At 68.5% G+C, this 20,804-nt stretch carries 17 protein-coding genes; 7 read left to right on the plus strand and 10 right to left on the minus strand.

Translation table 11 applies throughout. From position 1 onward, the window contains the following. Positions 1-63: 63 nt before the first annotated feature. Positions 64-1,047, minus strand: coding sequence for a LysR substrate-binding domain-containing protein (locus GTZ93_RS36525; RefSeq protein WP_161663272.1), 984 nt, complete (start codon positions 1,045-1,047; stop codon positions 64-66). A gap of 123 nt (positions 1,048-1,170) precedes the next feature. Here GTZ93_RS36525 and GTZ93_RS36530 point away from each other — a divergent pair, with 123 nt between their 5' ends. Then, a complete protein-coding gene (locus GTZ93_RS36530) occupies positions 1,171-2,085 on the plus strand; it encodes a DMT family transporter (RefSeq protein ID WP_139918040.1) in 915 nt (304 codons plus the stop codon). A gap of 4 nt (positions 2,086-2,089) precedes the next feature. Here the strand turns inward: GTZ93_RS36530 and GTZ93_RS36535 are convergent, their stop codons facing one another. Beyond that, positions 2,090-2,899 carry a class I SAM-dependent methyltransferase gene (locus GTZ93_RS36535; RefSeq protein WP_161663273.1) on the minus strand — a complete coding sequence of 270 codons (810 nt, stop codon included), beginning with the start codon at positions 2,897-2,899 and terminating at the stop codon, positions 2,090-2,092. A gap of 68 nt (positions 2,900-2,967) precedes the next feature. Between GTZ93_RS36535 and GTZ93_RS36540 the strand changes: the two genes are divergently transcribed. Next, the gene (locus tag GTZ93_RS36540; RefSeq protein ID WP_139918036.1) at positions 2,968-4,344 is read left to right on the plus strand and encodes a HEAT repeat domain-containing protein; all 1,377 of its coding nucleotides are present in this window, start codon (positions 2,968-2,970) and stop codon (positions 4,342-4,344) included. An 8-nt stretch (positions 4,345-4,352) separates the two neighbouring features. On the opposite strand, the gene GTZ93_RS36545 is transcribed toward GTZ93_RS36540, so the two are convergent. Next, complete coding sequence (locus tag GTZ93_RS36545; protein WP_139918034.1) at positions 4,353-4,880, minus strand: ureidoglycolate lyase; 528 nt, start codon at positions 4,878-4,880, stop codon at positions 4,353-4,355. A gap of 229 nt (positions 4,881-5,109) precedes the next feature. Between GTZ93_RS36545 and GTZ93_RS36550 the strand changes: the two genes are divergently transcribed. Continuing rightward, positions 5,110-6,330 (plus strand): MxcI protein, encoded by a 1,221-nt coding sequence (locus tag GTZ93_RS36550; RefSeq protein ID WP_139918032.1) that lies wholly within the window; start codon positions 5,110-5,112, stop codon positions 6,328-6,330. Between the two features lie 17 nt (positions 6,331-6,347). Continuing rightward, on the plus strand, positions 6,348-6,980 hold the full coding sequence (locus GTZ93_RS36555; RefSeq protein WP_139918030.1) for an MXAN_6652 family MXYO-CTERM-anchored protein: 633 nt from the start codon (positions 6,348-6,350) through the stop codon (positions 6,978-6,980). Between the two features lie 68 nt (positions 6,981-7,048). On the opposite strand, the gene GTZ93_RS36560 is transcribed toward GTZ93_RS36555, so the two are convergent. Further along, positions 7,049-9,331: a hypothetical protein gene (locus GTZ93_RS36560; protein WP_139918028.1), complete on the minus strand. Its 2,283-nt coding sequence runs from the start codon at positions 9,329-9,331 to the stop codon at positions 7,049-7,051. An 85-nt stretch (positions 9,332-9,416) separates the two neighbouring features. After that, positions 9,417-10,232 carry a hypothetical protein gene (locus GTZ93_RS36565; protein WP_139918026.1) on the minus strand — a complete coding sequence of 272 codons (816 nt, stop codon included), beginning with the start codon at positions 10,230-10,232 and terminating at the stop codon, positions 9,417-9,419. A gap of 314 nt (positions 10,233-10,546) precedes the next feature. Between GTZ93_RS36565 and GTZ93_RS36570 the strand changes: the two genes are divergently transcribed. Continuing rightward, positions 10,547-11,410 carry a caspase family protein gene (locus GTZ93_RS36570; RefSeq protein WP_139918024.1) on the plus strand — a complete coding sequence of 288 codons (864 nt, stop codon included), beginning with the start codon at positions 10,547-10,549 and terminating at the stop codon, positions 11,408-11,410. A 17-nt stretch (positions 11,411-11,427) separates the two neighbouring features. Here the strand turns inward: GTZ93_RS36570 and GTZ93_RS36575 are convergent, their stop codons facing one another. After that, positions 11,428-12,768, minus strand: coding sequence for a S41 family peptidase (locus GTZ93_RS36575; protein ID WP_139918022.1), 1,341 nt, complete (start codon positions 12,766-12,768; stop codon positions 11,428-11,430). Beyond that, on the minus strand, positions 12,752-13,273 hold the full coding sequence (locus GTZ93_RS36580) for a MarR family winged helix-turn-helix transcriptional regulator (RefSeq protein WP_139918020.1): 522 nt from the start codon (positions 13,271-13,273) through the stop codon (positions 12,752-12,754). Before GTZ93_RS36580 ends, GTZ93_RS36575 begins: the two co-directional genes overlap by 17 nt. Positions 13,274-13,464: 191 nt before the next feature. On the opposite strand from GTZ93_RS36580, the gene GTZ93_RS36585 reads away from it, so the two are divergent. After that, positions 13,465-15,204, plus strand: a complete 1,740-nt coding sequence (locus tag GTZ93_RS36585; protein WP_139918018.1) for a hypothetical protein — start codon at positions 13,465-13,467, stop codon at positions 15,202-15,204. A gap of 72 nt (positions 15,205-15,276) precedes the next feature. Here the strand turns inward: GTZ93_RS36585 and GTZ93_RS36590 are convergent, their stop codons facing one another. Continuing rightward, positions 15,277-16,959 (minus strand): invertase recombinase-like protein, encoded by a 1,683-nt coding sequence (locus GTZ93_RS36590; protein ID WP_139918016.1) that lies wholly within the window; start codon positions 16,957-16,959, stop codon positions 15,277-15,279. Between the two features lie 405 nt (positions 16,960-17,364). Here GTZ93_RS36590 and GTZ93_RS36595 point away from each other — a divergent pair, with 405 nt between their 5' ends. Then, positions 17,365-18,009 (plus strand): DUF4386 domain-containing protein, encoded by a 645-nt coding sequence (locus GTZ93_RS36595; RefSeq protein ID WP_139918014.1) that lies wholly within the window; start codon positions 17,365-17,367, stop codon positions 18,007-18,009. On the opposite strand, the gene GTZ93_RS36600 is transcribed toward GTZ93_RS36595, so the two are convergent. Further along, complete coding sequence (locus GTZ93_RS36600; protein ID WP_139918012.1) at positions 17,987-18,592, minus strand: Crp/Fnr family transcriptional regulator; 606 nt, start codon at positions 18,590-18,592, stop codon at positions 17,987-17,989. The genes GTZ93_RS36595 and GTZ93_RS36600 overlap by 23 nt on opposite strands. 38 nt (positions 18,593-18,630) lie before the next feature. Beyond that, positions 18,631-20,652 (minus strand): rubber dioxygenase RoxB, encoded by a 2,022-nt coding sequence (roxB, locus tag GTZ93_RS36605; RefSeq protein ID WP_257979149.1) that lies wholly within the window; start codon positions 20,650-20,652, stop codon positions 18,631-18,633. Between the last annotated feature and the right edge of the window lie 152 nt (positions 20,653-20,804).

Raw genomic sequence — 20,804 nt, forward strand, 5'->3', positions numbered from 1 at the left:
GTGCTCCTCGTGAGGGAACGGCGCGGCCACTGTGAACCTGTTTCACAGACAAGTAAATGCATGTCATTGGGAGGGTTTGTCATCACCCTGGGCTGAAGCGTGTTGTTGGGAAACTTTCCTGCGTGACGGTGCAACGCCTTGCGTCGCGGGCGGTGGCACTGACGCGCTGTCGCGTTGTGCCAAGAGCCAGTCCACGAAGAGGCGCGCGGCAGGACGCAGTCGCCGGTGCGCGGGGTACACCACGAAGTAGCTGGCGCGGGTGGGCACGATGGGCCCGGGCAGCCGGATGAGGCGGCCGTCCGCGAAGTAGGGCGTGGCGATCTTCTCGCGCGCCAGCGCCGCGCCCAGGCCCTGCACCGCGGCCATCAGCGCGCCGGTGGTGTCGCTGAAGCTGTAGCGCTCCTCGAACCTGGCCCCGCGCACGCCCGCCGAGCGGAACCAGTCCTGCCAGCCCTGACGGCTCAGGTCCGCGATGAGCGGGAGCTTCGCCACGTCCGCCGCGTCGCGCACGTGCTCGATGCCCGCGAGCCGCGCCGAGGCCACGGGGAACAGGGCGTCGTCCATGAGCGGCTGCGCGTTGAGACCGGGCCAGGGCCCCTGGCCGTAGCGGATGCCCAGGTCCGGCCCGCCCTCGTCGAAGCGGGTGAGCGCCATCTCCGTGTCCACGTGGATCCGGATGCGCGGATGCCGCGTGGTGAACTCCGGCATGCGCGGCAGCAGCCACGCATAGGCCAGCGAATGCACCGTGGTGACGCGCACCACGGCGTCCTCGTCCCGCGAATGCTTGAGGCCCCCGAGCACGTGGTCCATGTCCGACAGGGCGTTGCTGGCGGCGTCCGCGAGCTGGCGCCCCTCGGCCGTCAGCGCCACGCCCCGGGCATGCCGTTGGAAGAGCGCGACGCCCAGGCGGTCCTCCAGCTTGCGGACGTGGTGGCTGACGGCGCTCGCGGTCAGGTGCAGCTCCTCCGCCGCGCGGGCGAAGTTCTGGTGGCGGGCGGCGGACTCGAAGGCCGCCAGGGCGGGGAGCAGGTCGGTGTGGAGGGGCATGGGGGCGAGCCTCAAATCTGGCTCATGTCTGACACGGAAAGGATGCGCTTGTGAAGAAAGGGCCTCGGCGTGAAGAGAGGGCCAGACAGAAGTCAGATTCCTTCCTCGTACGAGGGGGCCGCCATGAGCGCATCCGTTCCCACCCATCCCCAGGCCGTGACTCCCACCTTCAACCGGGCGTGGCTCACGCCGCTGGAGCTGGGCGGGTTGGCGGCCATCTGGGGCACGTCCTTCCTGTTCCTGCGCATCGCGGCGCCGGCCTTCGGCCCCATTCCCCTGGTGGCGCTGCGCCTGGTGCTGGGCGCGGCGGTGCTGATGCCCTTCCTCTGGCGCGCGCGCTCGGCCCTCCGTCCCGCGCTGTGGCCCCGGCTGGCGCTGGTGGGCGTCGTCAACGCGGCGGTGCCCTTCACGCTGTTCGCCTGGGCCGCGCGGCAGGCCCCCGTGGGTGTCGGGGCCATCACCAACAGCATGGCGGTGCTCTTCACGGCCCTGGTGGCGTTCCTCTTCTACGGCGAGCGCATCGGGGGCCGGCGCGCGGTGGCGCTGTTCGTGGGCTTCGCCGGGGTGGTGGTGCTGGCCAGCGGCAAGGCCGCGGGTACGAGCGTCGCCTGGGCCGCGGCGGCGGGGACCACGGGCGCGTTCCTCTATGGCATTGGCTCGAACCTGGTGCGCCGCCACTTCACCGGACTGCCAGCCGCCGCGGTCGCCGCCGCCACGCTGGCCTGCGGCGCGGTGCTGCTGCTGCCCTTCGCGGTGGCCACGTGGCCCACGGAGCCCATCGGCATGCGCCCCTGGCTGGCGGCGACGGCCCTGGGCGTCGTCTGCACCGGCTTCGGGTACGCGGTGTTCTACCGCCTCATCCAGCGCATCGGTGCTCCGCGCGCCGCCGTCGTCACCTACCTGGTGCCGCTGTTCGCGCTGACCTGGGCCTGGCTGCTCCTGGGCGAGCCGGTGACGCCCACCATGCTGGCGGCGGGCACCCTCATCCTGGGGAGCGTGGCGCTGGGGCAGGCTCCCGCGGCGCCGAAGGCGAAGTGAGGCGTCAGCGCCGCTCGAACTTCCAGATGCGGTAGCCGTCGCGAACCGGCTGCATGAACCGCCGGACGATGAACGCCGGGACGCGCTTCCCGGCCAGCTCCAGCGCGCGCTGGGGCACGGAGGTGGCGGACGCGGACGTGTAGCCCGCCTCCAGGAAGAGGGACTCCGGCGTGTCCGTCATGTCCTGGAAGGACGCGCCCATGCTGGCGAGCACCGCGTGAAGGTCGGCGCTGTACTCGCGCTGGAAGCTTTCGCGCATCAGGTCGCAGTACACGGCGTGGTGGGGGAACACCTGCTGGAGCACCGTGAGCATGTCCCGGCGCTGCGCGGTGGACAGGTACATGAGCACGCCCTCGATGATGACGTGCGTGCGCCGCGGGTCCTGGTAGGGCTCCAGCTTCCGGGCGAGCGACTCCGTCCCGAAGTCGATGGGCAGCCGCTCGAGCGGATTCTTCGCCTCCGTCACCGGCAGCTTCGCGTCCTTGAGCGTGAGGATGGCGGGCTCGTCCACCTCCAGCCACCGGCCGCCGCGGAGCCGGTAGGCCCGCGTGTCGAAGCCCGCGCCCAGCACCACCACCCGCGCGTCGGGAGCGCGGTCCAGCTCCTCCTGCACCAGCGCGTCGATGATCTGATGCCGCGCGGCGTTGCTCGCGTTGGGCCGGTCGAAGGACTGGAAGTTGGACCAGATCCGCCGCGCCTCGTCATCCATGAAGCGGGCCGCGTAAGTGTCATTGCACAGCGGCCGTGGCTTGCGCGCGTCCTCCGCCCGGCAGGCCAGGGTGTAGTACGCGGTCTTCGAGATGGCGTTGGCCATGGTTGGGGCTCCTTGAAACCTGCGCGCAGCTTGCATGAGATACGCGCTTTCTCGAAAGGTTGGTCCAGATGCGATTCGTGATGGCGCTGGGTGTGGTCGCGTTGGGTGCGGGCTGTGCGCATGCTCCAAAGCCGGCGGACCCAGCGGCGCGGGCCCAGCAGCTCTCGGAGGAAGCAGAGCAGGCCTACCTCGCGTTGGACTTCGAGCGGTGCGCGGAGCGCTTCCTCGCCTCCGGCGAGGCGAACGGGGAGGGGCCGGACCGCGCGGAGTCCCTCTATCGCGCCGCGGGGTGTGCCTCCCTCGCGGGCCATGCGGACGCGGCGGTGGAGGTGCTGAAGCGCTCGGTCCAGGGCGGCTACTACGACGCGGATCACCTCGAATACAACCCGGAGCTGGCGGCGCTGCACGCGCTGCCCGCGTGGAGCGGCATCGTGGCGGAGGCCCGCGCCAATCTGTCGAAGGCGCCCGAACCTCCGTTCCCGGTGATGACGCTCATGGGGGTGGATGCGTTCGGTTCGCGGAAGGTGGACCGCGAGGCGGTCCAGCGCGTGATGGGGCTGGAGTTGGGCAAGCCCATCGTGCACAGCGCCGCCGTCTTCAAGCAGAAGGAGGCCGCGCTGCGCGAGCAGTACGGCCTCGCCTACGCCCACGTGGGCATGTCCATCTACTTCGCCGATGAGCGCAAGGGCACCGCCTATGTGGTGATGGACATGGTGGACGCCGAGGACGCAGCCCGGCTGCGCTTCCTGCCCGAACCCAAGGGCCACCCCGCCGATCCGGAAGGGCTGGTCGCCCGGTGGGACGCGTACAAGGAGCGCCTGAACATGCTCCAGATGTTGGGCAAGCTCGCCGAGGACTCCAGCTGCAAGGTGGCGCACTGCATTGGCGGGTTCGGCCATCCGGACCTCGCGGCCTACGAACCGGAGTTCCTCGCGAAGGTGCCCCAGCAGTTGGACGGGCTGAGCGCCGTCCTGCGCGAGGAATCGGACCCGGGGAAGCGAGGCGCGGCCGCGTCCCTGATGGCCTACGCGCCCACGGCCGAGGAGACCGTGAAGCGGCTGGAGCCCTTCATTCGGGATCCGGACTACGGGGTGCGCAACAACGTGCTGCGCGTGCTGACGGCCACGCAGGAGGCTGCGACGAAGCCGCTGCTGGACGTGGCTACGGTGGCGGACGCGGTGGCGCTGCCAAACTCGAGCGACCGCAACAAGGCGACCTATCTGCTGACCTACCTTCTGGCGGACCTGTCGCCGGAGGCCTTGAAGGCACAGCGGGCCGGGCTGATCCGCCAGCTAGGGGAGCGGCTGGTGGAGATGTCCGCGCTCCAGATACCCATCAACAGCGAGCCCGCGATCCTGGTCCTGAAGCAGCTCTCCGGTGAGCAGTACGAGACCGCCGAGGAGTGGCGCGCGTGGCTCGCGCGTCAGCCGAAGTCGGAGGGGTAGGGGACCGCTCAGTCCCCGACGATGACGGAGACGGGCGTGGAGAACTGCCGCACGACGCAGTCCTCCGCGCTCCCGTCCTCCCACGCCAGCATCGCGAACTCGGCCGGTTCATCGAGCGCGATGATGGGGTGGTGCCACACGCCCTGGTGGTAGTTCACGCCCTGGCCGGGGCCGCAGACGAAGGCGACGAGCCCATCCAGGTCGGGCCCGCCCGAAGGCGCGGTCGGCGCGACGCACACCAGGAAGCGCGAGCAGCGCATGGGCAGGAACGCCTGGCTGGACTGGGGATGGTGTTCCAGCAGCTTCACGGTGAAGGGAAGCGGCTGCGGCACGGAGCGGAACACCGCGAGGTTGGGCTTCGCCCCCGGCCGACCGTTCTCCAGCCGCGCCGACCAGTCGAAGCGCACCGCGGTGCCCTGGTTCGCCGACGCGCCGCTCTTGAGCCCGGCGGACACGACGTCGCCAAAGGGAGCGAAGCCCTCCTGCGTCAGGGGCAGGGCGACGATGGAGCGGAGCGGGGCGGAAGCGTCCCTCATGAGAGGACTATAGGGGCGAGTGCCGGGACCGGCGTACCGGGCTCGACTTCCGGCTCCCACATCACCCCAGGTAGTCCTGATTCAAGGAGAACACGTCTCTTTCTTGACATCACGCGTCTAGATCTCTAGAGGACATGAAAATGAGAATGCCTATCATTTTCATGTCCGGGTCCCCGTCCCGGCTGGAAAGGGCAGGCGCTCATCCCCCCACTCCAAGAGGCCACTGCCGATGAAGCATCTGTTTGCCTTGCGTTCCTTGCGACTCTCCACCGCAGCGATCGCCCTGTCCCTGTTCGCGGGCTGCGGCGACGACGAAGAGGAAGGAACGGACACGGACGGTCCGCTGTACGCCATCACCACCCAGCTGCTCGCGGAGGATCCCTCCGACAGCTACGTCCTGGTGACGCCGGACGCGGAGAAGGCCGCGTCGCTGTCGCTGGACGGCGCCATCAAGATTTCCGGCCGCGCGCTGGGCGTGGGCATCCCCAAGAAAGGCTCCGTCTACGTGGTGAGCGACGAGAGCGCCACGGTGACCCGCTACAAGCTCAACAGCGACGGCAAGCTGGAGGCCTCGGGCACCGTGAGCTTCAGCGCCCAGGGTGTGACGTCGCTGGGCGAGTACCAGGCCAACTTCCAGTTCGTCTCGGAGACGAAGGCGTACTTCTTCGACGGTAACGCCGCGAAGATCGTCATCTGGAACCCCACGGCGATGACCGTGACGGACACCCGCTCGCTGGACGCCCTGGTCCTCCCGAACACGGTCATGGCGTTCTCCGGCGCGGTCGTGCGGACCGGTGGGCAGATCATCATGCCCGTGGGCTGGAGGCCGGTGGAGGGCAGCAGCGTCACGAAGAAGGCGGGCGTGGTCTCCATCGACACGGCGACGGACTCCGTCACGCTCGCGACGGACGACCGCTGCGGCTACACGCACGACGCCGCGCTCGGCACCGACGGCAAGGTCTACATCGCGACGGAGGCGTACGGCGCGGCGTCGCGCCGGGTGGTGGGCGCGGACTCGCCGGAGCCCTGCCTGCTCCGGTTCGATCCTACGACGCGCGACTTCGACAAGACCTTCTACCGCTCGCTGGCGGAGCTGGTGGGCGGGGGCACCGCGGGCGCGCTCATCCCGAGCCACACGCCGGGAACGGCGTACGTGCGCGTGCTCGATGAGAGCATCACTCCGGTGTCGGAGGGTTCGCATCCGCGCACGCTCGCGAGCGGCACCGGCTGGCAGTGGTGGGAGCTGAACCTGGCCACGCTGACCGCGACGCGGAAGGCTGACTTCCCGTCCACCTCCGGCAGCGTCTTCCTCTTCGAGTCGGAGAACCAGACGCTCTACACCGAGTTCGGGGCCGGCGCCTCGTCCACCACCTTCCGGGTGCTGGGCGACAACGGCAAGGCCACGGTGAAGACGCCGGGCCTGTCCTTTTCCTTCCTCCAGCTGCGCTAGTCCCAGGACCCAAGACCATGAACGGCAATTCGATGCGCCACGCGGGCGTGTTTGTCATTGCGCTGTTGGGGGCGACGTCCGCCTTCGCCACCAGCACGGGCATCAGCGGCAACTCCGGCAAGGACACGGCGACCTGCAACACCTGCCACAAGGGCGGTGAGGCCCCCACCGTGGAGTTCGAGGGCCCCTCGACGCTGGAGAAGGGCGCCACCGGCCAGTACACCCTCATCATCCGGGGCGGGGCCGGGAAGACGGGCGGCGCGGGCATCGCCGTGGACGACGCGGGAGCCAGCCTCGTGGCCGGCACCGGGATGAAGAAGCTGGGCAGCGAGCTGGCCCACTCCGCGCCCCAGGCCTTCACGGGCACGGAGCTGCGCTTCAACTTCTCGCTCGTCGCGCCCGCCACGGACGTCACCCTCAACCTCTTCGGCGCGGGCAACTCGGCGAACGCGGACCAGAAGAGCGACGGCGACCGCGCGGCGGCCACGAAGCTGAGCATCAAGGTGGGCAACGGCACGCCCGTGGTGCAAGAGCCGGGTGGCGACGAAGACGAGGGCGGGGGTTGCGCCGCCGCGAGCAGCGCTCCGTTCTGGGCGCTCGCGCTGGCGGGTCTGCCGCTGGCGGTGAGCCGCCGTCGCCGCCGGAGCTGAAGCACCCCCGGTCGTCTTGAAGTATCGGGCCCCTTTCCCGCATGCGTGGGGAAGGGGCCTTCCTTGCATCAGTCCGTGAAGGAACCGGGCTCCTTGCTGAACCCCGCCTTCGCATGGTGCGCCAGCCGCTCCGAGCGCGAGGCGTGCTCCAGCGCGGCGATGATGGCCTTCTCCGCGTCCGGCCCCCATTCCTTCACCTTGGCGGGGTCCACGCCCTTGTCCTTCACGTACTTCTCCAGCGCGGCGGCGGCGACCTTTCCGCCCGACCCGGCGTTGACCGCCAGGTCGGTCATGATGGCGGTGCCGTACTCGCTGGTGACGACGTCCTTGAGCTTCAGCTTCGCGCTCTTGGGATGGCCCTCCGCGTCCTTGCCCGTCACGGACACCGGCCTGTCGCGGGTGCCGGAGATCTTCCCCTCGTTGGCGAACTTGATTTGAGCCTGCTGCATGGCCGGGTCGGCGCCCGCGGCCATGAAGATGGCGGACAGCTTCACGTCGGTGCGGATGGCCTCGGCCGCGGCGACGCCCTTGAGCACCGTGCCGTCCGGCCGGGTGAGCACCACGCCCTCCTTGCCAATGTCGATGCCGAACTTGCCGAAGCTCTTCTCGTACTGGGCCGGGTCGGTCTTCTTCAGGTCCCGCATGAACTCGGCGAGCGTGCCGTTGCCATTCTTACCGAGCGTCCACTGGGTGAAGCCCCACGACACGCGCCCGATGTCCCAGGTGTTCACCTTGCTGAAGGTGCCCTCCAGGCCGGAGATGGACTCGAGGACCTTCTGCCGGTCCTCGCTGATGCCGCTCTTCTCCAACTGGGATGTGACCTGCGCGGCCGAGTCCCCGGAGACGGCGCCGCCATCCACCGCGTTCCACGAGTTCGTGTAGGCGGTCTCACGGCCATCCCGCATGCGCACGGTCGTCCCATTCACGGTGACGTCCGAGCGGGTCTGCTTGACGCCGACCATGGGCGCGTACGCGTCGACCCGAGCGAGCAGCCCGTCCTTCACGGTCTTCATCCGGGCCTGCGCGTCGGTGACCTTCGCCTTCGCCGCGTCGAGCGCCGTCTTCTGGGACTGCCGGAACGTCTCCGCTTCGGCGGGGTCCTTGGGAACCTTCGCCTTCTTCTGCTTCGCCTCCAGCCCGGCGAGCGCGCGTTCGGAGACCTTCACCGCCGCCTTGGCATCGCGGAGGGCGGGATTGTCGCCAATGTTCTTCCTGAGCCACTCCTTGACCTTCTCGCCCTCGGCCTTGACGGTCTCCTCCGCGGTCTTGAGCTTCTCCTGCGCGGCCTTCTTCGCGGGCTCGGTGGTGGCCGCGTTGACGGCGGCCTCCGCCTTGTTGCGCGCCTCCACCGCCTTCTTCAACGGAGCGTAGGCCTTCGCCTTGGGGGGCTTCAGGGTCGCGACATTGCGGGGGATGAGGTCGTTGAGCTCCACGGCGTTGCCGCGCTGGAGGGTGCCCTCGTCCTTGGCCGTCACCTGGATGGCGTCGAGGTTCTTCTGGATGTCGCTGACGGACGCGGCGGCGACCTTCGTGGTCGCGGCGGCCTTGGTGGAGGCCTGCACTGGCGCGGAGTGAGCGGCCGGTGCTTGGGGCTGGAGCGCAGTGAGCGCGCGCTTCAGGTCCGCGCCCTCGAGCTCCAGGTGGAGCGCGTCTTCCAGAGGGGTGCTGGTCAGCTTCTCGTACTTCTCCGCCACCTGCTTGAGCTGGGATGCATCCAGGCCCTCCAGGACCTCGAAGACGGCGGCCTCGTCGGTGCCCCAGATGTCATCCATCGCCGTCTTGAGCTTCGCCGCGGCGGTGTCCACGGCGCTGGTGGGGGCCGAGCGCTTCGTGGCCCCCGCGGACGCGGACAGCGGGTTGAAGGAGAAGCCCTGGTGGGAAGGGGGCCGCCCTCGAATCTGATCCGCCAGGCGCTTGAGCGTCGCGCCAGAAGCGCCGCCCGCCACGGCCTTGAGGAGGAAGGTGCGCTCCGCGTCCGCGTCGGAGCGGGGCGAGGCCTTGGTGCTGACCCCCGCCTTCGACAGCAGGCCCGACAGCTCCTTCTGTTGCGCGGGGCTGAGTCCGCCCACCGCCGAGGCGATCGCGCCCGCGTCGGCGGGAGGCAGGCCGCTCGAAAGCGCCTTCAACAGGGCCTGCCGCGTGGGGCCCTCCGGGAGCGCGGAGAGCTGCTGCTCCGTCTTCTGCTGCGCTGGAGACTTCGCGCCCGCCGAGACCGCGGCGGCCATGGACGAAGTGGCGCTGGAGGGGCGCGAGGGCGCCACGGTCGCGGCGGAGGGCGCCTGCGTGACAGGCGTGTCCACACTCGCGACGCGCGTCGCCTTGGGGCCAGGGGAGCCGGTAATCTTGACCATGCGGCCCCGAGCCTAATGCACTGTCAACGTGTCTGATATCCGGCCGCCGGACAAGGGAGGGCCCTGTCCGGCGCGTCAAAGCCGGTTACTTCGCGGCGACGGTGGACTCGCCCAGGATGTTGAAGGTGCTGGCGGCGGCCTTCACGTCGATGGAGGAGAAGCCGGTGTACGGATAGTGGCCGTCGCCGATGTCCTCGACGATCTCCAGGAAGTCGCCGCTGACGGGCTTGCCATCCACATCCAGCGTGAAGGCGTCACCGGTGCCGCGGAAGGTCCAGCTGCAGGCGCCCGGGGCGACGCGGCCGTACATGCTGCTCCCCATGCCGTGGTTCTTGAAGCCGAAGTCGTACCGCGTGAGCCCGATGTGGATCTGGTACCACACCGAGCCGACGCCGTAATCGGGCTCGAAGTAATGCGAGTTCATCAGCATGTTGCCGCGCCACAGGTTGACGGTGAAGGGCGAACCGCCCGACCGGCCCGTGAACGAGGGCCGCAGGGTCACCTGATCGCGGTCCTTGCCCGGCTGGACGCTGATGGTGCTGACCACCTGGTCGCCGTCACGCGCGGCGAGCGTGAAGCCCTGGCCCGCGGCGCCCACGCCACCCAGCTCCGTCTTCAGCACCCAGTCGACGGCGCGAGGGAACTCGCTGGAGAAGCCGTCCGTCTTCACGTTGGTCAGGTTGGACACGGCGATGCTCTTGCCGGTGTTCGTGAGCGTCGCGCGGCCCGTCGCGCAGTTCTTGATGCCCTCGAAGCCTTCGATACAGGTCCGCTCGGCCTTCGCTTCCTGCGTGGCGAGCGAGTCACCCGTGCTCGTGGTGGGCTCTTCACCCTGGCAGCCCGCAGCCGTGACACTCAGGAGCGCGGCCGTCAGCAGGCGGCCCGTCAGCTTCATCATCATGGAGAGATCTCTCGTAGGTGGGGGATGACTGCGTGCCGGTTCCGGTAAAGCCCGGCGCGGGTCGTTCATGCACTCACCGAGCCACCCGTCGACCCGGTGGCTCCTCCTCTGGGCAGGGAGCCGTGAGGCCAGTCCGCGTGGCGTGTCAGGTCACAGCCGGACGCGCTGAGTAACCCGTCGTGTCACACGGGAGCGGAGGGAGCGAGCCTCGGGTTCCCGGTCGGGACAGGGCCGGAAGGACGCGGCGCGCCCCGCCCCCTCCCTGCCATCCCGGCCGTCCGTCTCCACCGTGAGTGAAGGAGGCAAAGACTGTCATGGCGCAGGGATATTCCATCAACATCGGTTTGAACGCGGTGGATCCGAAGCACTACGCGGGCTGGGATGGCCAGCTGCAGGCGTGCGAAGCGGACGCCGAGGACATGGTCAGCATCGCGAAGGCGCAGGAGTTCAGCCGCGTCCGCCCCTTCCTCACGAAGGACGCCACGCGCGCGAAGGTGCTGGCGGAGGTGGGCGAGGCGGCGTCGGTGCTCCAGGCGGGGGACCTGCTGCTCTTCACCTACTCGGGGCACGGCGGTCAGCTCCCCGACATGAACGGAGATGAGGACGACGGGCTGGATGAGACGTGGTGTCTGTATGACGGGGAGCTCGTCGACGACGAGATCTACCAGGCGATGGGGAAGCTCAAGGCGGGCGTGCGGGTCTTCATGCTCTCCGACAGCTGCCACAGCGGTTCGGTGAGCAGCGTGGCCTATGCGGCCCTGCGCTCCAGCGGCAGCCTGCAGCTGCTGGCGGATTCGTTGCGGAGCACGGAGCCCACGGAGCGGCGCTTCAAGGAGATGCCCCTGGGCATCGAGCAGCGCACGTACCGCGACAACAAGGCGATGTACGACGCCATCCTGAAGGGGCTGCCCAAGGAGGATCCGAGGCTGACGCTCAAGGCCACGGTGCTGCTCATCTCCGGCTGCCAGGACAACCAGCTCTCCAGCGACGGCGTCCACAACGGCCTCTTCACGGCCAACCTGCTGCGCGTGTGGAACGGAGGGAAGTTCAAGGCCAGCTACTCGACCTTCCACCGCCGCATCCTGGGCCTCATGCCGCCCATCCAGTCACCGGCGTACTCCGTCATCGGAGTCCCCAGCCGCGAGTTCGAGCGGCAGATGCCATTCCACGTCAGCTGACGCGAAGGGAGGGGGCGTCAACCGCGCGCGAACACGGTCGGCTCCGGGGTGTCGCTCCAGAGCAGCTCCAGCGCCTTGCCGGTCAGCCGCGCGCGCAGGACCTCATAGCCTTCCACGGAGAACAGCCCCTCCGCTGTCAGGGGCGTGAGGCGGACGGGAGGCCGGCTTCCACGGCGGAGCCACAGTGCTCCGTCCTTCCAGGACACCTCATTCGGTCCGAAGCGGCCGGCCAGGGACTTCAGGGCCTGCGGCGGGACGGAGACCGGATGCAGTCCGGCTTCGACCGTCGTCTGGGCCCAGGTGTATTCGGAGCGAAGCGCCGGAGTGAGGCCGGAAGTCGCCAGCAGCTTCTTCAAGGCGCGGGACTGCGCGACCTCCAGGGCCTGCTCGGGAGGTGTCTCCACGTCCGGAGCAATGCCCACGCCCTCCCAGTTCGTCTGGCTGACCGCGTGGACAGGACGCCCATGCGAGACGCTGAGCACGAAGCAGGGCGCGACGGGCACGAGCGAGTTGTTGTTGGCGGCCCCCGCGGTCCTGGAGCCGATCAGCTCCCCCAGCTTGAGCTGCTGGACGTGATAGGCGAACTCTTCCCCCGCTGAAGCCACGCGCGGGTTGATCAGCACGTACAAGGGCTTGCCCATCAACCTGCCGGCGGGAAGGTGCTCCAGCGTCCGGGACTGCTCGGGAGGCTTGGAGCCCGCGAGAAAGGTCAGCAGAGGCACGTCCCCATCGAGGAAGTGGCTGACCAGGTAGCGCACCGCCGCGTGGGTGCCACCTCCGTTGTCCCGCAGGTCGATGATGATGGCGTCCCCGTCCTTCAGGAACCGCAGGGCGTCGTCATAGGCCGTGCCGGTCTCGTCCTGGACCCAGTGGAACCCGGCGACCTTCAGGTAGCGCACGTTGCCCGGCAGCACGCGCAGCTCCGTGAGGCCGTGGTGTTCGCGCAGGGCCCGCTGGCGCCAGTACGCGTCGGTGTCCGTCTCCCGCACCCTGGGCGCCTTCGCGGCGGTGTACCGCGCGGCATCGTTCACCAGGTACAGGTGCCGGTCCTTGCTGGCATCCGTCAGGTCGGCGGTGACACGCTCGGCGAACTCCGCTGGCGAGTCCACGCTGTAGCGTCCCGCCTTCCGCTCCCGGTCCAGACGCTCGACGAGCGCCGCGCGCTTCTCCGGGAAGACGTAGGTCCGCTGGAGCTCCGCCTGGATGGAGGACAGCGCCGCGTCGCGCTCCGCGGCGGTGAGCCGCGCTGGGGCAGTGACGGCGCCACTGGCGGGAGGCTGCGCGAAGGAGGGCCGGGGGCTTGTCACAAGCCACAGGGCGGTCACTGCGATGAACAGACGGTCAGCGCTTGGCTTCATGGGTCGCTCCAGGTGCGTCTGAATCTTCGAGGTGCAGCAGGTCACCCACCCGCGCGCGCAGGCCGCGGTGGTCGAGCGCGCGCTCCAATCCATTCAGCTCCGCGAGCAGCTGGGGCGCCCCTTCATCGAGGAGCGCCGTGGCCGCGGTCTGGATGGCGGCCCACAGCGGCGCGAGCTTCGCGGCGGTCTTGCGGCCGTGCGCGGTGAGCTTCAAGCGCTGCCGCCGGCCGTCCACGGGGTCCGCCTCGCCGGTGATGAGCCGCTCGCGCTCCAGCGCCGTGCGCACCTGGCTGACGGCCGCGTGCGTGACGCCCAGCCGCTCCGCCAGCTCTCCCACCGTCAGCGGGCCGTGGTCTCGCAGGGATGTGAAGACCGCGTACCAGCGCGGCTCGAAGCGCACGCCCGCGGCCTGGTAGATGGCGTGGACGTCGCGGTCCATCCGCTCCACCACCCGCCGCAGTCGCGAGCCGAGCGCCCCCGTTCCCTGCTTCGCGACGTCATCCATGAGGTCCGTTATTGCTTACGGATACTGCCGCCGTCAAGCCGTGGAGGGAGGCGGAGCGCCGCCGCGGTTCGCGAAAAGGACCTGATGGGAGGGTGACTTGTAGGGACCTTCTCAATGTCTGACGGACGGATGGACACTGGGCTGCTGTTTCACCCGTCCGCCCAGGGCCGGCGGACTGAAGGAGCCGCGCCATGCTCAGCACTGGTGTCCAGGTCGAAGTCCGCAGGGGACCGCCACCCCATCTGTATGGAGCGGTCGAGCACGTCCAGGGGAACGAGGTGACCGTCCGCGTAGGTGGGGCGGCCCGTACGACCGTGGTGCCCCGCTCGGCCGTCTTCCTCCACCCCACCGTGCTGACCATGCGGCAGCAGCGGCCCGCCGTTCCGCCCACGCCCATCAAGCACCTCATCGTCGCGGGCGGCAACGCGACGGGAGACCTCTTTGGCATCACCATCGCCCTGCTCGCCAACCCGGACCATGGCGTGCTGCTGCTCCAGGAGGTGGCCTGGTCGGACACCCGACAGAACCATTGGCTGCGCAACCTGGACCTGAGCGGCCAGCAGGCCGTGGCGTCACCCGGAAATGTCTATACCCTCGCGGCCGTCAATCAGTTCGCCGGCCTCTCTCCCCTGGTGAACGAGCCCCTGCTCGATCATCAGTTCCGCCTGCACACGATTGACCGTTGGGATCCGCGAGGCCGGTGCAAGTCCGCGGACATGGAGCGCTTCCTGCGCGACTCGCTGGGGCCGCAGCGGGAGTACCAGATCTTCACGCTGCCCGTGGATGACACCAATCACTGGTACGGGAAGCTCACTCGAGGCACGGCGCGACAGCAGAGGGAGGCGGCGCTGTATGCCTTTGTCAACGCGAGGAACTCCGTCCGGGGGCTTCATCCCGCCATCCATGGCGACGCCGAGCTGCCGGAACTGGATGGCATCTCCACGACCGCCTTCGATGACATCGCCAAGGGCACCCGGCTCCTCGGCTCGGAGCCTCGGCCGGCCCTGGTGAAGCTGGCCCGGGATGCCTGGCAGCTCGTTCAGAAGAAGTTCGGGGGCGTGATGGATACGCCCAACAACAACCTGCTGGGGTGGTTCCATAACAAGAAGGTGCGGGCCGCCGATCGCTATGTCGTGCTGTGGTCGCGGTTCTCTGGCAAGCGGGGCGGCCCGCATCCCCAGCACGACACCAGCTACCATGGGTTGGGGCAGATGATCGAGCTGGCCCATGCGCGGGGGCTGGGGGTGATCCTCGCCGGAGATCGTTCCTGGAACGCCCAGAAGCGGAACAAGCCCGTGCCCAACGCGGAGCTGGTCGAGTGGGACCTGCGGGAGGTCTGGTCCACACCGGAGTGGACGCGCCTGATGCTCGGCGTGCCAGAGAAGAACCGGCGGCTGATGAACCCGCGCATCCTGCAGCTCCACCTGTTCGACTATCTCAACCGCACGGCGGCCCGGATGGTGGATGCGAAATGGGGGGCGCTGGTGCACGTGGGAATGCGCAGCGGAAACCTGGAGGCGTTCGCGCTGGCGGGGAACCGGGTGATCTACATGGAGGAGGAGGGCAACAAGGAGCGCGCCCGCATGGAGCTGTGGCACACGAAGCCCACGGGCAACAAGGACGTGGGGCCTCGCTACGACCGCCTGTTGTTGACCCAACCCCCCACGCGGACCGGCAAGTACATCGTCGCCGCACAGCGGGCGGGCAACGATGCCAGCGACAACCTCATCCATCCCTGGAGGACCTCAGCGGACCTTCAGGGCCGGACCCGGGAGGCCACGAAGCAAGCGGGCCTGGAGGAGCAGGGCATGGAGGACAGCCGCGGCTTCGCCGAGGCGGATCTGGCGCGGCTTGACGGTCTGATGAAGCAGATCGCCAGCTCCGACCTGAAGATCAACGGCTACGGGTATTCCTACTGGACGCAGTGGTGAGGCCGCCCGGGCCGGTTCGGGAGGCGATGCCGCTCGGCGGAGCATCGCCTCCGTTCCGGAGGGCGTCAGCCGCTAGTCCTTCGTGCAGACGACGTCGTCGACCTGGAGGTGGTCGCGGTCGGCGACGCTGCGGCTCGGATAGAAGAACAGGCGCCAGTCGCGCACGTTGCCGGTGAAGCGGAAGAACACCGGCTGCCACTCATCGCTGTCCACGGTGACGAAGTCCGTCTGCGGGCTCCAGCCGCCGCTCGAATAGCTGCGGTGGCGGATGCTGCCGTGGCCGCGCACCCGGTACGAGCAGGAGTAGTTGCCCACCGGCACGTTGAACTTCTCGGTCGTGAAACGCTCCGCGATCTGGATGGGCACCACGAACTGCAGCGCCGCCGAGCCGCCGTGCACCGCGCTCGTGTAGCGCGCGAGGCGCGAGGGCTTGATCTCCGAACCCGGGTCCGTGAGGCCGTTGTCCAGCCCGTACCAGTAGTCCGGGACGTAGTTGTTCCCGTAGTAGGGGATGGAGCGGGTGCTCCAGTTCTCGAAGCCGCCGTTGCGGATGATGTTCGCGGAGTGCTCGGCCGCGACGCAGCGGCGGGTGGCCGGGTCGCAGGCGGGCAGGGCGCCGCGGCAGTCATACGTCGTGAAGCAGGCGCCTTCGGCCAGCTCGCACACGCCCGTGCTGGGGTTGCAGCTCGTCGCCGGGTTGCTGCACGTGACGCCGGCGCAGGGGTCGCCCTCGATGCAGAGGTGGGAGGCGGTGTCGCAGACGGGCGTCGCCGGGGTCCCCGCGCAATCCGCGTGGCGGGTGCAGCGGTCCTCGGCGGTCACGCAGGTGTGGGTCGCGTCGCAGGACTGCCACTCGCTGCAGTTCGTGGCGTCGTCGCAGCGGCCGGAGAGCGGCTTGCAGGTCACGGTGGTGTTGTCGCAACGCGCCCAGGCATCGCAGGTGACCGAATCGCACGGCTCGGGGGCCCGCACACAGCGGACGTCGTCGATGAGCAGGTGATCGCCGCTGGTGTTCCGGACGCTGAAGATGAGCTCGAAGGTGTCGAAGACGGAGCTGGCCAGGTTGAAGTTGTAGCTCACCTGGGTCCACGACCGGGAGTCGACGGAGGTGTAGGACGAGTAGCTGGAGTAGTCAGTGCCGAACCAGGCGTTGCGGACGTCACCGGTTCCCCGCGCCTGGTAGGTGCAGGAGTAGCGGCCCGCGGCCATGGACTTCGCCACGGTGGTGAAGCGCCTGTGGGTGGCCGAGGTGTTGATCAGCTGGGCCGCGTTCACGCCCTCGAAGGGCTGCGTCGTGACCTTCCGCACCACTTCTTCGATGTTCGTCGTGCTCCCGGACCACCGCGCCGGAAGCGCACCGGACCATTCCTCGAAGCCACCGTTGTCGATGACGTTCACCTCGGTGGGCCCGCCCGCGTCCGGATTCCCGGAGCCCGCGTCGGTCGGCTCGGTGCCGGCGTCAGGCGTCTCGGTGCCCGAGTCCGGAGTCTCGGAGCCCGCGTCGGGCGTCTCCGTGCCCGAGTCAGGAGTCTCCGTGCCGGAATCCGGCGTCTCGGTGCCGGAGTCCGGCGTTTCCGTACCGGAGTCCGGTGTCTCGGTGCCGGAGTCCGGCAGCGGATGGCCCGAGTCGGGCGTCCCGGTGCCCGAGTCCGGCCGGGACTGCCCGGCGTCGGGCGCCTCCGGAGAATCCGAATCACCGCCGCACGCGACGGCCAACACCAACAGCGAAGTCAGGCACACTCGAAACAACTTCAACGCAGCCTCCGGTTTCAGAACTGGATCTTTCGTACCACACTGTACAGGAGAGCCATCACCCGCAGGGGCTGTCAGCGCGTTCCTTTCCATGGGAATGGCCGGAAAACCCGAGGCAGGAAGTCGCTGGGCCTCAGCGGCTTCCGGACGGAGCCCGCCGCTTCGCGCGAGGGCGGATGGGCGCGAGCACTCACGCTGGGCTCGTTCTCCTGGCCGGACAAGGCGCGCTACTTCGCCTTCACCCAGGACGCCTTCAGCAGGATGCGGACCGCCGGGACGCGACGGCTCGTCATCGACCTGTGCGCCAATGAGAGGTGTCCCGGTTTATTGACCCACATCAATGCGGGCGAGGGCGCCCCTCTCCACTCTGGAGGCCACAACGTCGCTGAACGTTCTGGAGCCCTCGCGATGAACATCTCCCGCCTTCACTCCCGTTCCCTGGGCGCACTCTTCCTCTTGCCGTTTCTTGCCTACGGCATCGGCACCGCGCTCGTCACCTCCGTCCTGAAAGAGCCGGAGCTGCTGGCCGGACAGAGGACGCTGTTTGTCGGGGGCGTGCTGCTGCTGCTGTTGAACTCCCTCTTCGTCGTCGGAATTGGCGTGCTGTTCTTTCCCATCCTCCGTGAGCGGAGCCCGGGCATCGCCGTCGCCTACGTCTGCACGCGGGTGATGGAGGCGCTGACCCTCATCGTCGGAGTGGTGTTCCTGCTGTGCATCCTCCAGCTCGGAGAATCCGCACCGCCGGAGCAAGCGACGCTGTTCAACCTTCTCTCGAAGGGGAACGTCTGGGCGTACCAGCTCGCGATGATCATCCTGGGCGCCGGCAGCGTGGCGTTCTGCCTGTCGCTGTACCGCTCCCGGCTTCTTCCCTCGTGGCTCCCGCTGTTGGGCGCGGTGGGCTACGGGCTTCTGGCGCTGGGGTCCGTGCTGGAGCTCTTCGGGCTGCCGTGGGGCATCCTCTTCTCCGGGCCCGGAGGCCTGTTCGAGCTGATCCTGGGCGGCTGGCTCATCGCCAGGAGGTTCCGGACGGTCACGCCCTCCGTCGCGGCGTAGCCGGCTTGCCGCGCGTGGCGATGCGCTTCCGGATCCGGCTCAGCGACTCGGGCTTCACGCCGATGTAGCTGGCCAGCTGGTACTGGGGAATCCGCTGGAGGATGTCCGGCCGCGTCTTCGAGAGCTTGAGGTAGCGCTGCTCCGGCGTCTCGGTGAGATAGGAAGCGAACCGCTCCTGCTGCTCCGCCAGGACCTTCTGCATCACCCTCCGGGAGATGCTCTCGAAGCGAGGGAAGCGCCGATACAGGTCCCCCTCGCGTTGCTCGGTGCCCACGACCACCGTGGTGTCTTCCGCGCAGACCATGAAGTGATCCGCCGGGGTCCGGTTCATCATGCTGTGAATCGAGAGGACCCATTCGTCCTCGGTGAAGAACCCGTTGCTCCGCTCCTCCCCGTCGACGAGGGAGTACTGGCGGACGCAGCCCTGGAGGACGAAGTAGGCCTCGGTGGAGACCTGGCCCGCCATGAGCAGGTGCGTGCCTTTCGAACAGCTCTTCACCACCATGCTGTCCAGGATGGCCTGGGCTTCCTCGTCCGACAGAGGAGCGATGCGGCGGAAGTAGTCGACGAGCTTGTTCTTCATGGGAGCCCCGCGCGACGGCGGGGCCCCATCTTCTCAAGTCAGAGCGTCTTGAGGTACTCGATGATGGCCAGACGCTCCGGGTCGGTGAGCACGGAGTTGAACTCGTGGCCGCCGTTGTCCTGGCCAAAGGCGTTGGTGTTGTAGATCTTCCGGTCCTCGAGCTGCTGCCGCGTGCGGGTGGGCGGGAAGAGGATGTTCCAGGAAAGAGCCAGGTTGCTGAAGAGCACGTTCATCATCTCCTGCGCCAGGGGAGTGGTGAACTCGTCGCCCGGCTGGCAGTTGATGTACGGCGACACCGCTGGATTCAGGGGCGTGCGCCACTTGCAGGGGATGGTGTCGTACTTCCAGCCGAGCTTGGTGGAGTCGTAGGCGCGTTGCAGGTCCGTGTCGAAGCCCATGAGGCTCAGCGGCTGATCCCACCGCGGCGGCGCGGAGACCCGGCGCCAGATGGGCTTGCGGTCGGCGGGCTTGAGCACCTCCCAGACATTGGGAACCGAGCCGTTGTGCAAGTACGGCGAGGTGGCCCAGACCCCGTACAGCGGCGGCGCGAGGTAGCCGAGTTCCCGATTGCCACGGATGTGCGGCTGGTTCTGCGGACCACAGTCGTTGGCGGTGCCAGCCGTTGAGGGATAGCCGAAGAAGTTCTTGGCGCCCGCGGACTGAACCGCCGCGTTGTTGGTATTCACCCGGACCGGGTCGGTGCCAATGATTCTCAGTGGGGCGATGTAGCTCGCCATGCCCTCCAGCGCCGGTGTCGCCAGGAAGGCCGGGTTGTTGACGTAGCGGGGCGAGTAGGCCCCATGGCAGCTCGCGCACGAACCGTTGCCCTGGGGCCGCGGCACGGTGTTGTTGCGCGCCGGTGCCCACATGTCGAGCGTGTGGAACAGCACCGCCCCCTGCTCGGCCAGCGTCTGGTTGATGGGCAGTGGATAGGGCGGTGACTTGAGGGAGTCGACCCAGGTGTTGAGCGCCGGGCCGTTGGTCCGCATCCAGTCCTGGCCCGCTTCACTCAGCGGCCCGCCGGCGCTTCCGAACAGGCCAATGAACGGCGTGTAGAACACCATGTCCACGCGCGGCGCATCCATGGGGAAGACACCGTCGACGAACTTCACCGGCCGGTGCCCCATGTTCCACCAGGCGGGCGTATCCATTCCGGCGGTCGAGCCGGAGTTGATGAGGCCAATCACCTCGGAAGGCGTCAGCAGGTTCTCGTCCGGGAACAGGAAGGCGAGGTTGATGTCGCTGGCGTTGTTGGTTCCACGGGTCCGGTTGAGGTTCAGGAACGTGGCGAGCGACGCGGGGTAGCCCAGGGGCAACAGGTCGCTCAGGAACAGGTCCAGGTCCGCCAGGCTGCTGCCGCCGCCCACCTGCACCCCGAGGCCCGGGCCATCCCCGGGTTTGCCCACCATGCCGCTGTGGCAGGCGTGACAGGTGACGCCGATGCGGCCGCTCCAGCTCCCATCCGGGTTGCGAAGCTGCGTGAGCATCTGCGGCAGTTGTCCGCTCCCGCCGTTGGAGAGATTCGGAAGCTGCCCGGGCAATGGATAGGGATTGCGGGCGGTGCTCTGCCCCGACCCGTAGCGCTGGGCGACCAGGGTGTCGAAGTTGTCGGGACGGAAGAGAAAGCCCCAGACGCGCCACAGCTCGTTGTACTGCGCCGCGGAGAAGGTAGCGATGCCGAACGCAGCCTCGGGCCGCGTGTAGTTGGTGCCGGTGAACAGCACGCCCACGCCGGGATGGCCATTGGTCAGCAGCCCCTCGCCATGCGCGAAGCGCGCACGCAGTTCGCCACAGCTCTTCGCTGCTCCCTGCTCCTTCACGGCCTCCGGGTCGACATGACAATTCTTCCAGTAGGCATTGAAGTGCACCGCCCGCCCGTCACTGATGCCGGGCTGCACCAGGGTCCGAGGGTCCACCGGCAAGAGCGCACTGTCCGGCTTGCCATAGCAGAAGTCCCACTGCGCCGAGCCGCCTCGACTGCTCCCCAGCAAATCACTCGCGGCGCTGACGCCAGGCACCGCCAACGTCGCCAAGACAGACAGCATGCGAACGAATGGCACGGCGGCGCCGCTTCCGACGAACGGCCTTCTCTCAACGCGCATGAACTCCTCCTGCTTCGCGGCGGACTTTGCTGGCGGCGAGGCGGAGGGGCGCGCGGAGGATGAGGGTCGGGCGCCTCGCTAAGCGAAACGATAGGCCTCTATTGGCACTC

The organism is Corallococcus exiguus (genome assembly GCF_009909105.1).
GTDB classification, from domain to species: Bacteria; Myxococcota; Myxococcia; order Myxococcales; family Myxococcaceae; genus Corallococcus; species Corallococcus exiguus.

Bases quoted from the DNA above. Each gene is read 5' to 3' on its own strand.
- GTZ93_RS36525 (WP_161663272.1), bottom strand. From the start codon at position 1,047: ATGCCCCTCCACACCGACCTGCTCCCCGCCCTGGCGGCCTTCGAGTCC.
- GTZ93_RS36530 (WP_139918040.1), top strand. From the start codon at position 1,171: ATGAGCGCATCCGTTCCCACCCATCCCCAGGCCGTGACTCCCACCTTC.
- GTZ93_RS36535 (WP_161663273.1), bottom strand. From the start codon at position 2,899: ATGGCCAACGCCATCTCGAAGACCGCGTACTACACCCTGGCCTGCCGG.
- GTZ93_RS36540 (WP_139918036.1), top strand. From the start codon at position 2,968: ATGCGATTCGTGATGGCGCTGGGTGTGGTCGCGTTGGGTGCGGGCTGT.
- GTZ93_RS36545 (WP_139918034.1), bottom strand. From the start codon at position 4,880: ATGAGGGACGCTTCCGCCCCGCTCCGCTCCATCGTCGCCCTGCCCCTG.
- GTZ93_RS36550 (WP_139918032.1), top strand. From the start codon at position 5,110: ATGAAGCATCTGTTTGCCTTGCGTTCCTTGCGACTCTCCACCGCAGCG.
- GTZ93_RS36555 (WP_139918030.1), top strand. From the start codon at position 6,348: ATGAACGGCAATTCGATGCGCCACGCGGGCGTGTTTGTCATTGCGCTG.
- GTZ93_RS36560 (WP_139918028.1), bottom strand. From the start codon at position 9,331: ATGGTCAAGATTACCGGCTCCCCTGGCCCCAAGGCGACGCGCGTCGCG.
- GTZ93_RS36565 (WP_139918026.1), bottom strand. From the start codon at position 10,232: ATGATGATGAAGCTGACGGGCCGCCTGCTGACGGCCGCGCTCCTGAGT.
- GTZ93_RS36570 (WP_139918024.1), top strand. From the start codon at position 10,547: ATGGCGCAGGGATATTCCATCAACATCGGTTTGAACGCGGTGGATCCG.
- GTZ93_RS36575 (WP_139918022.1), bottom strand. From the start codon at position 12,768: ATGAAGCCAAGCGCTGACCGTCTGTTCATCGCAGTGACCGCCCTGTGG.
- GTZ93_RS36580 (WP_139918020.1), bottom strand. From the start codon at position 13,273: ATGGATGACGTCGCGAAGCAGGGAACGGGGGCGCTCGGCTCGCGACTG.
- GTZ93_RS36585 (WP_139918018.1), top strand. From the start codon at position 13,465: ATGCTCAGCACTGGTGTCCAGGTCGAAGTCCGCAGGGGACCGCCACCC.
- GTZ93_RS36595 (WP_139918014.1), top strand. From the start codon at position 17,365: ATGAACATCTCCCGCCTTCACTCCCGTTCCCTGGGCGCACTCTTCCTC.
- GTZ93_RS36600 (WP_139918012.1), bottom strand. From the start codon at position 18,592: ATGAAGAACAAGCTCGTCGACTACTTCCGCCGCATCGCTCCTCTGTCG.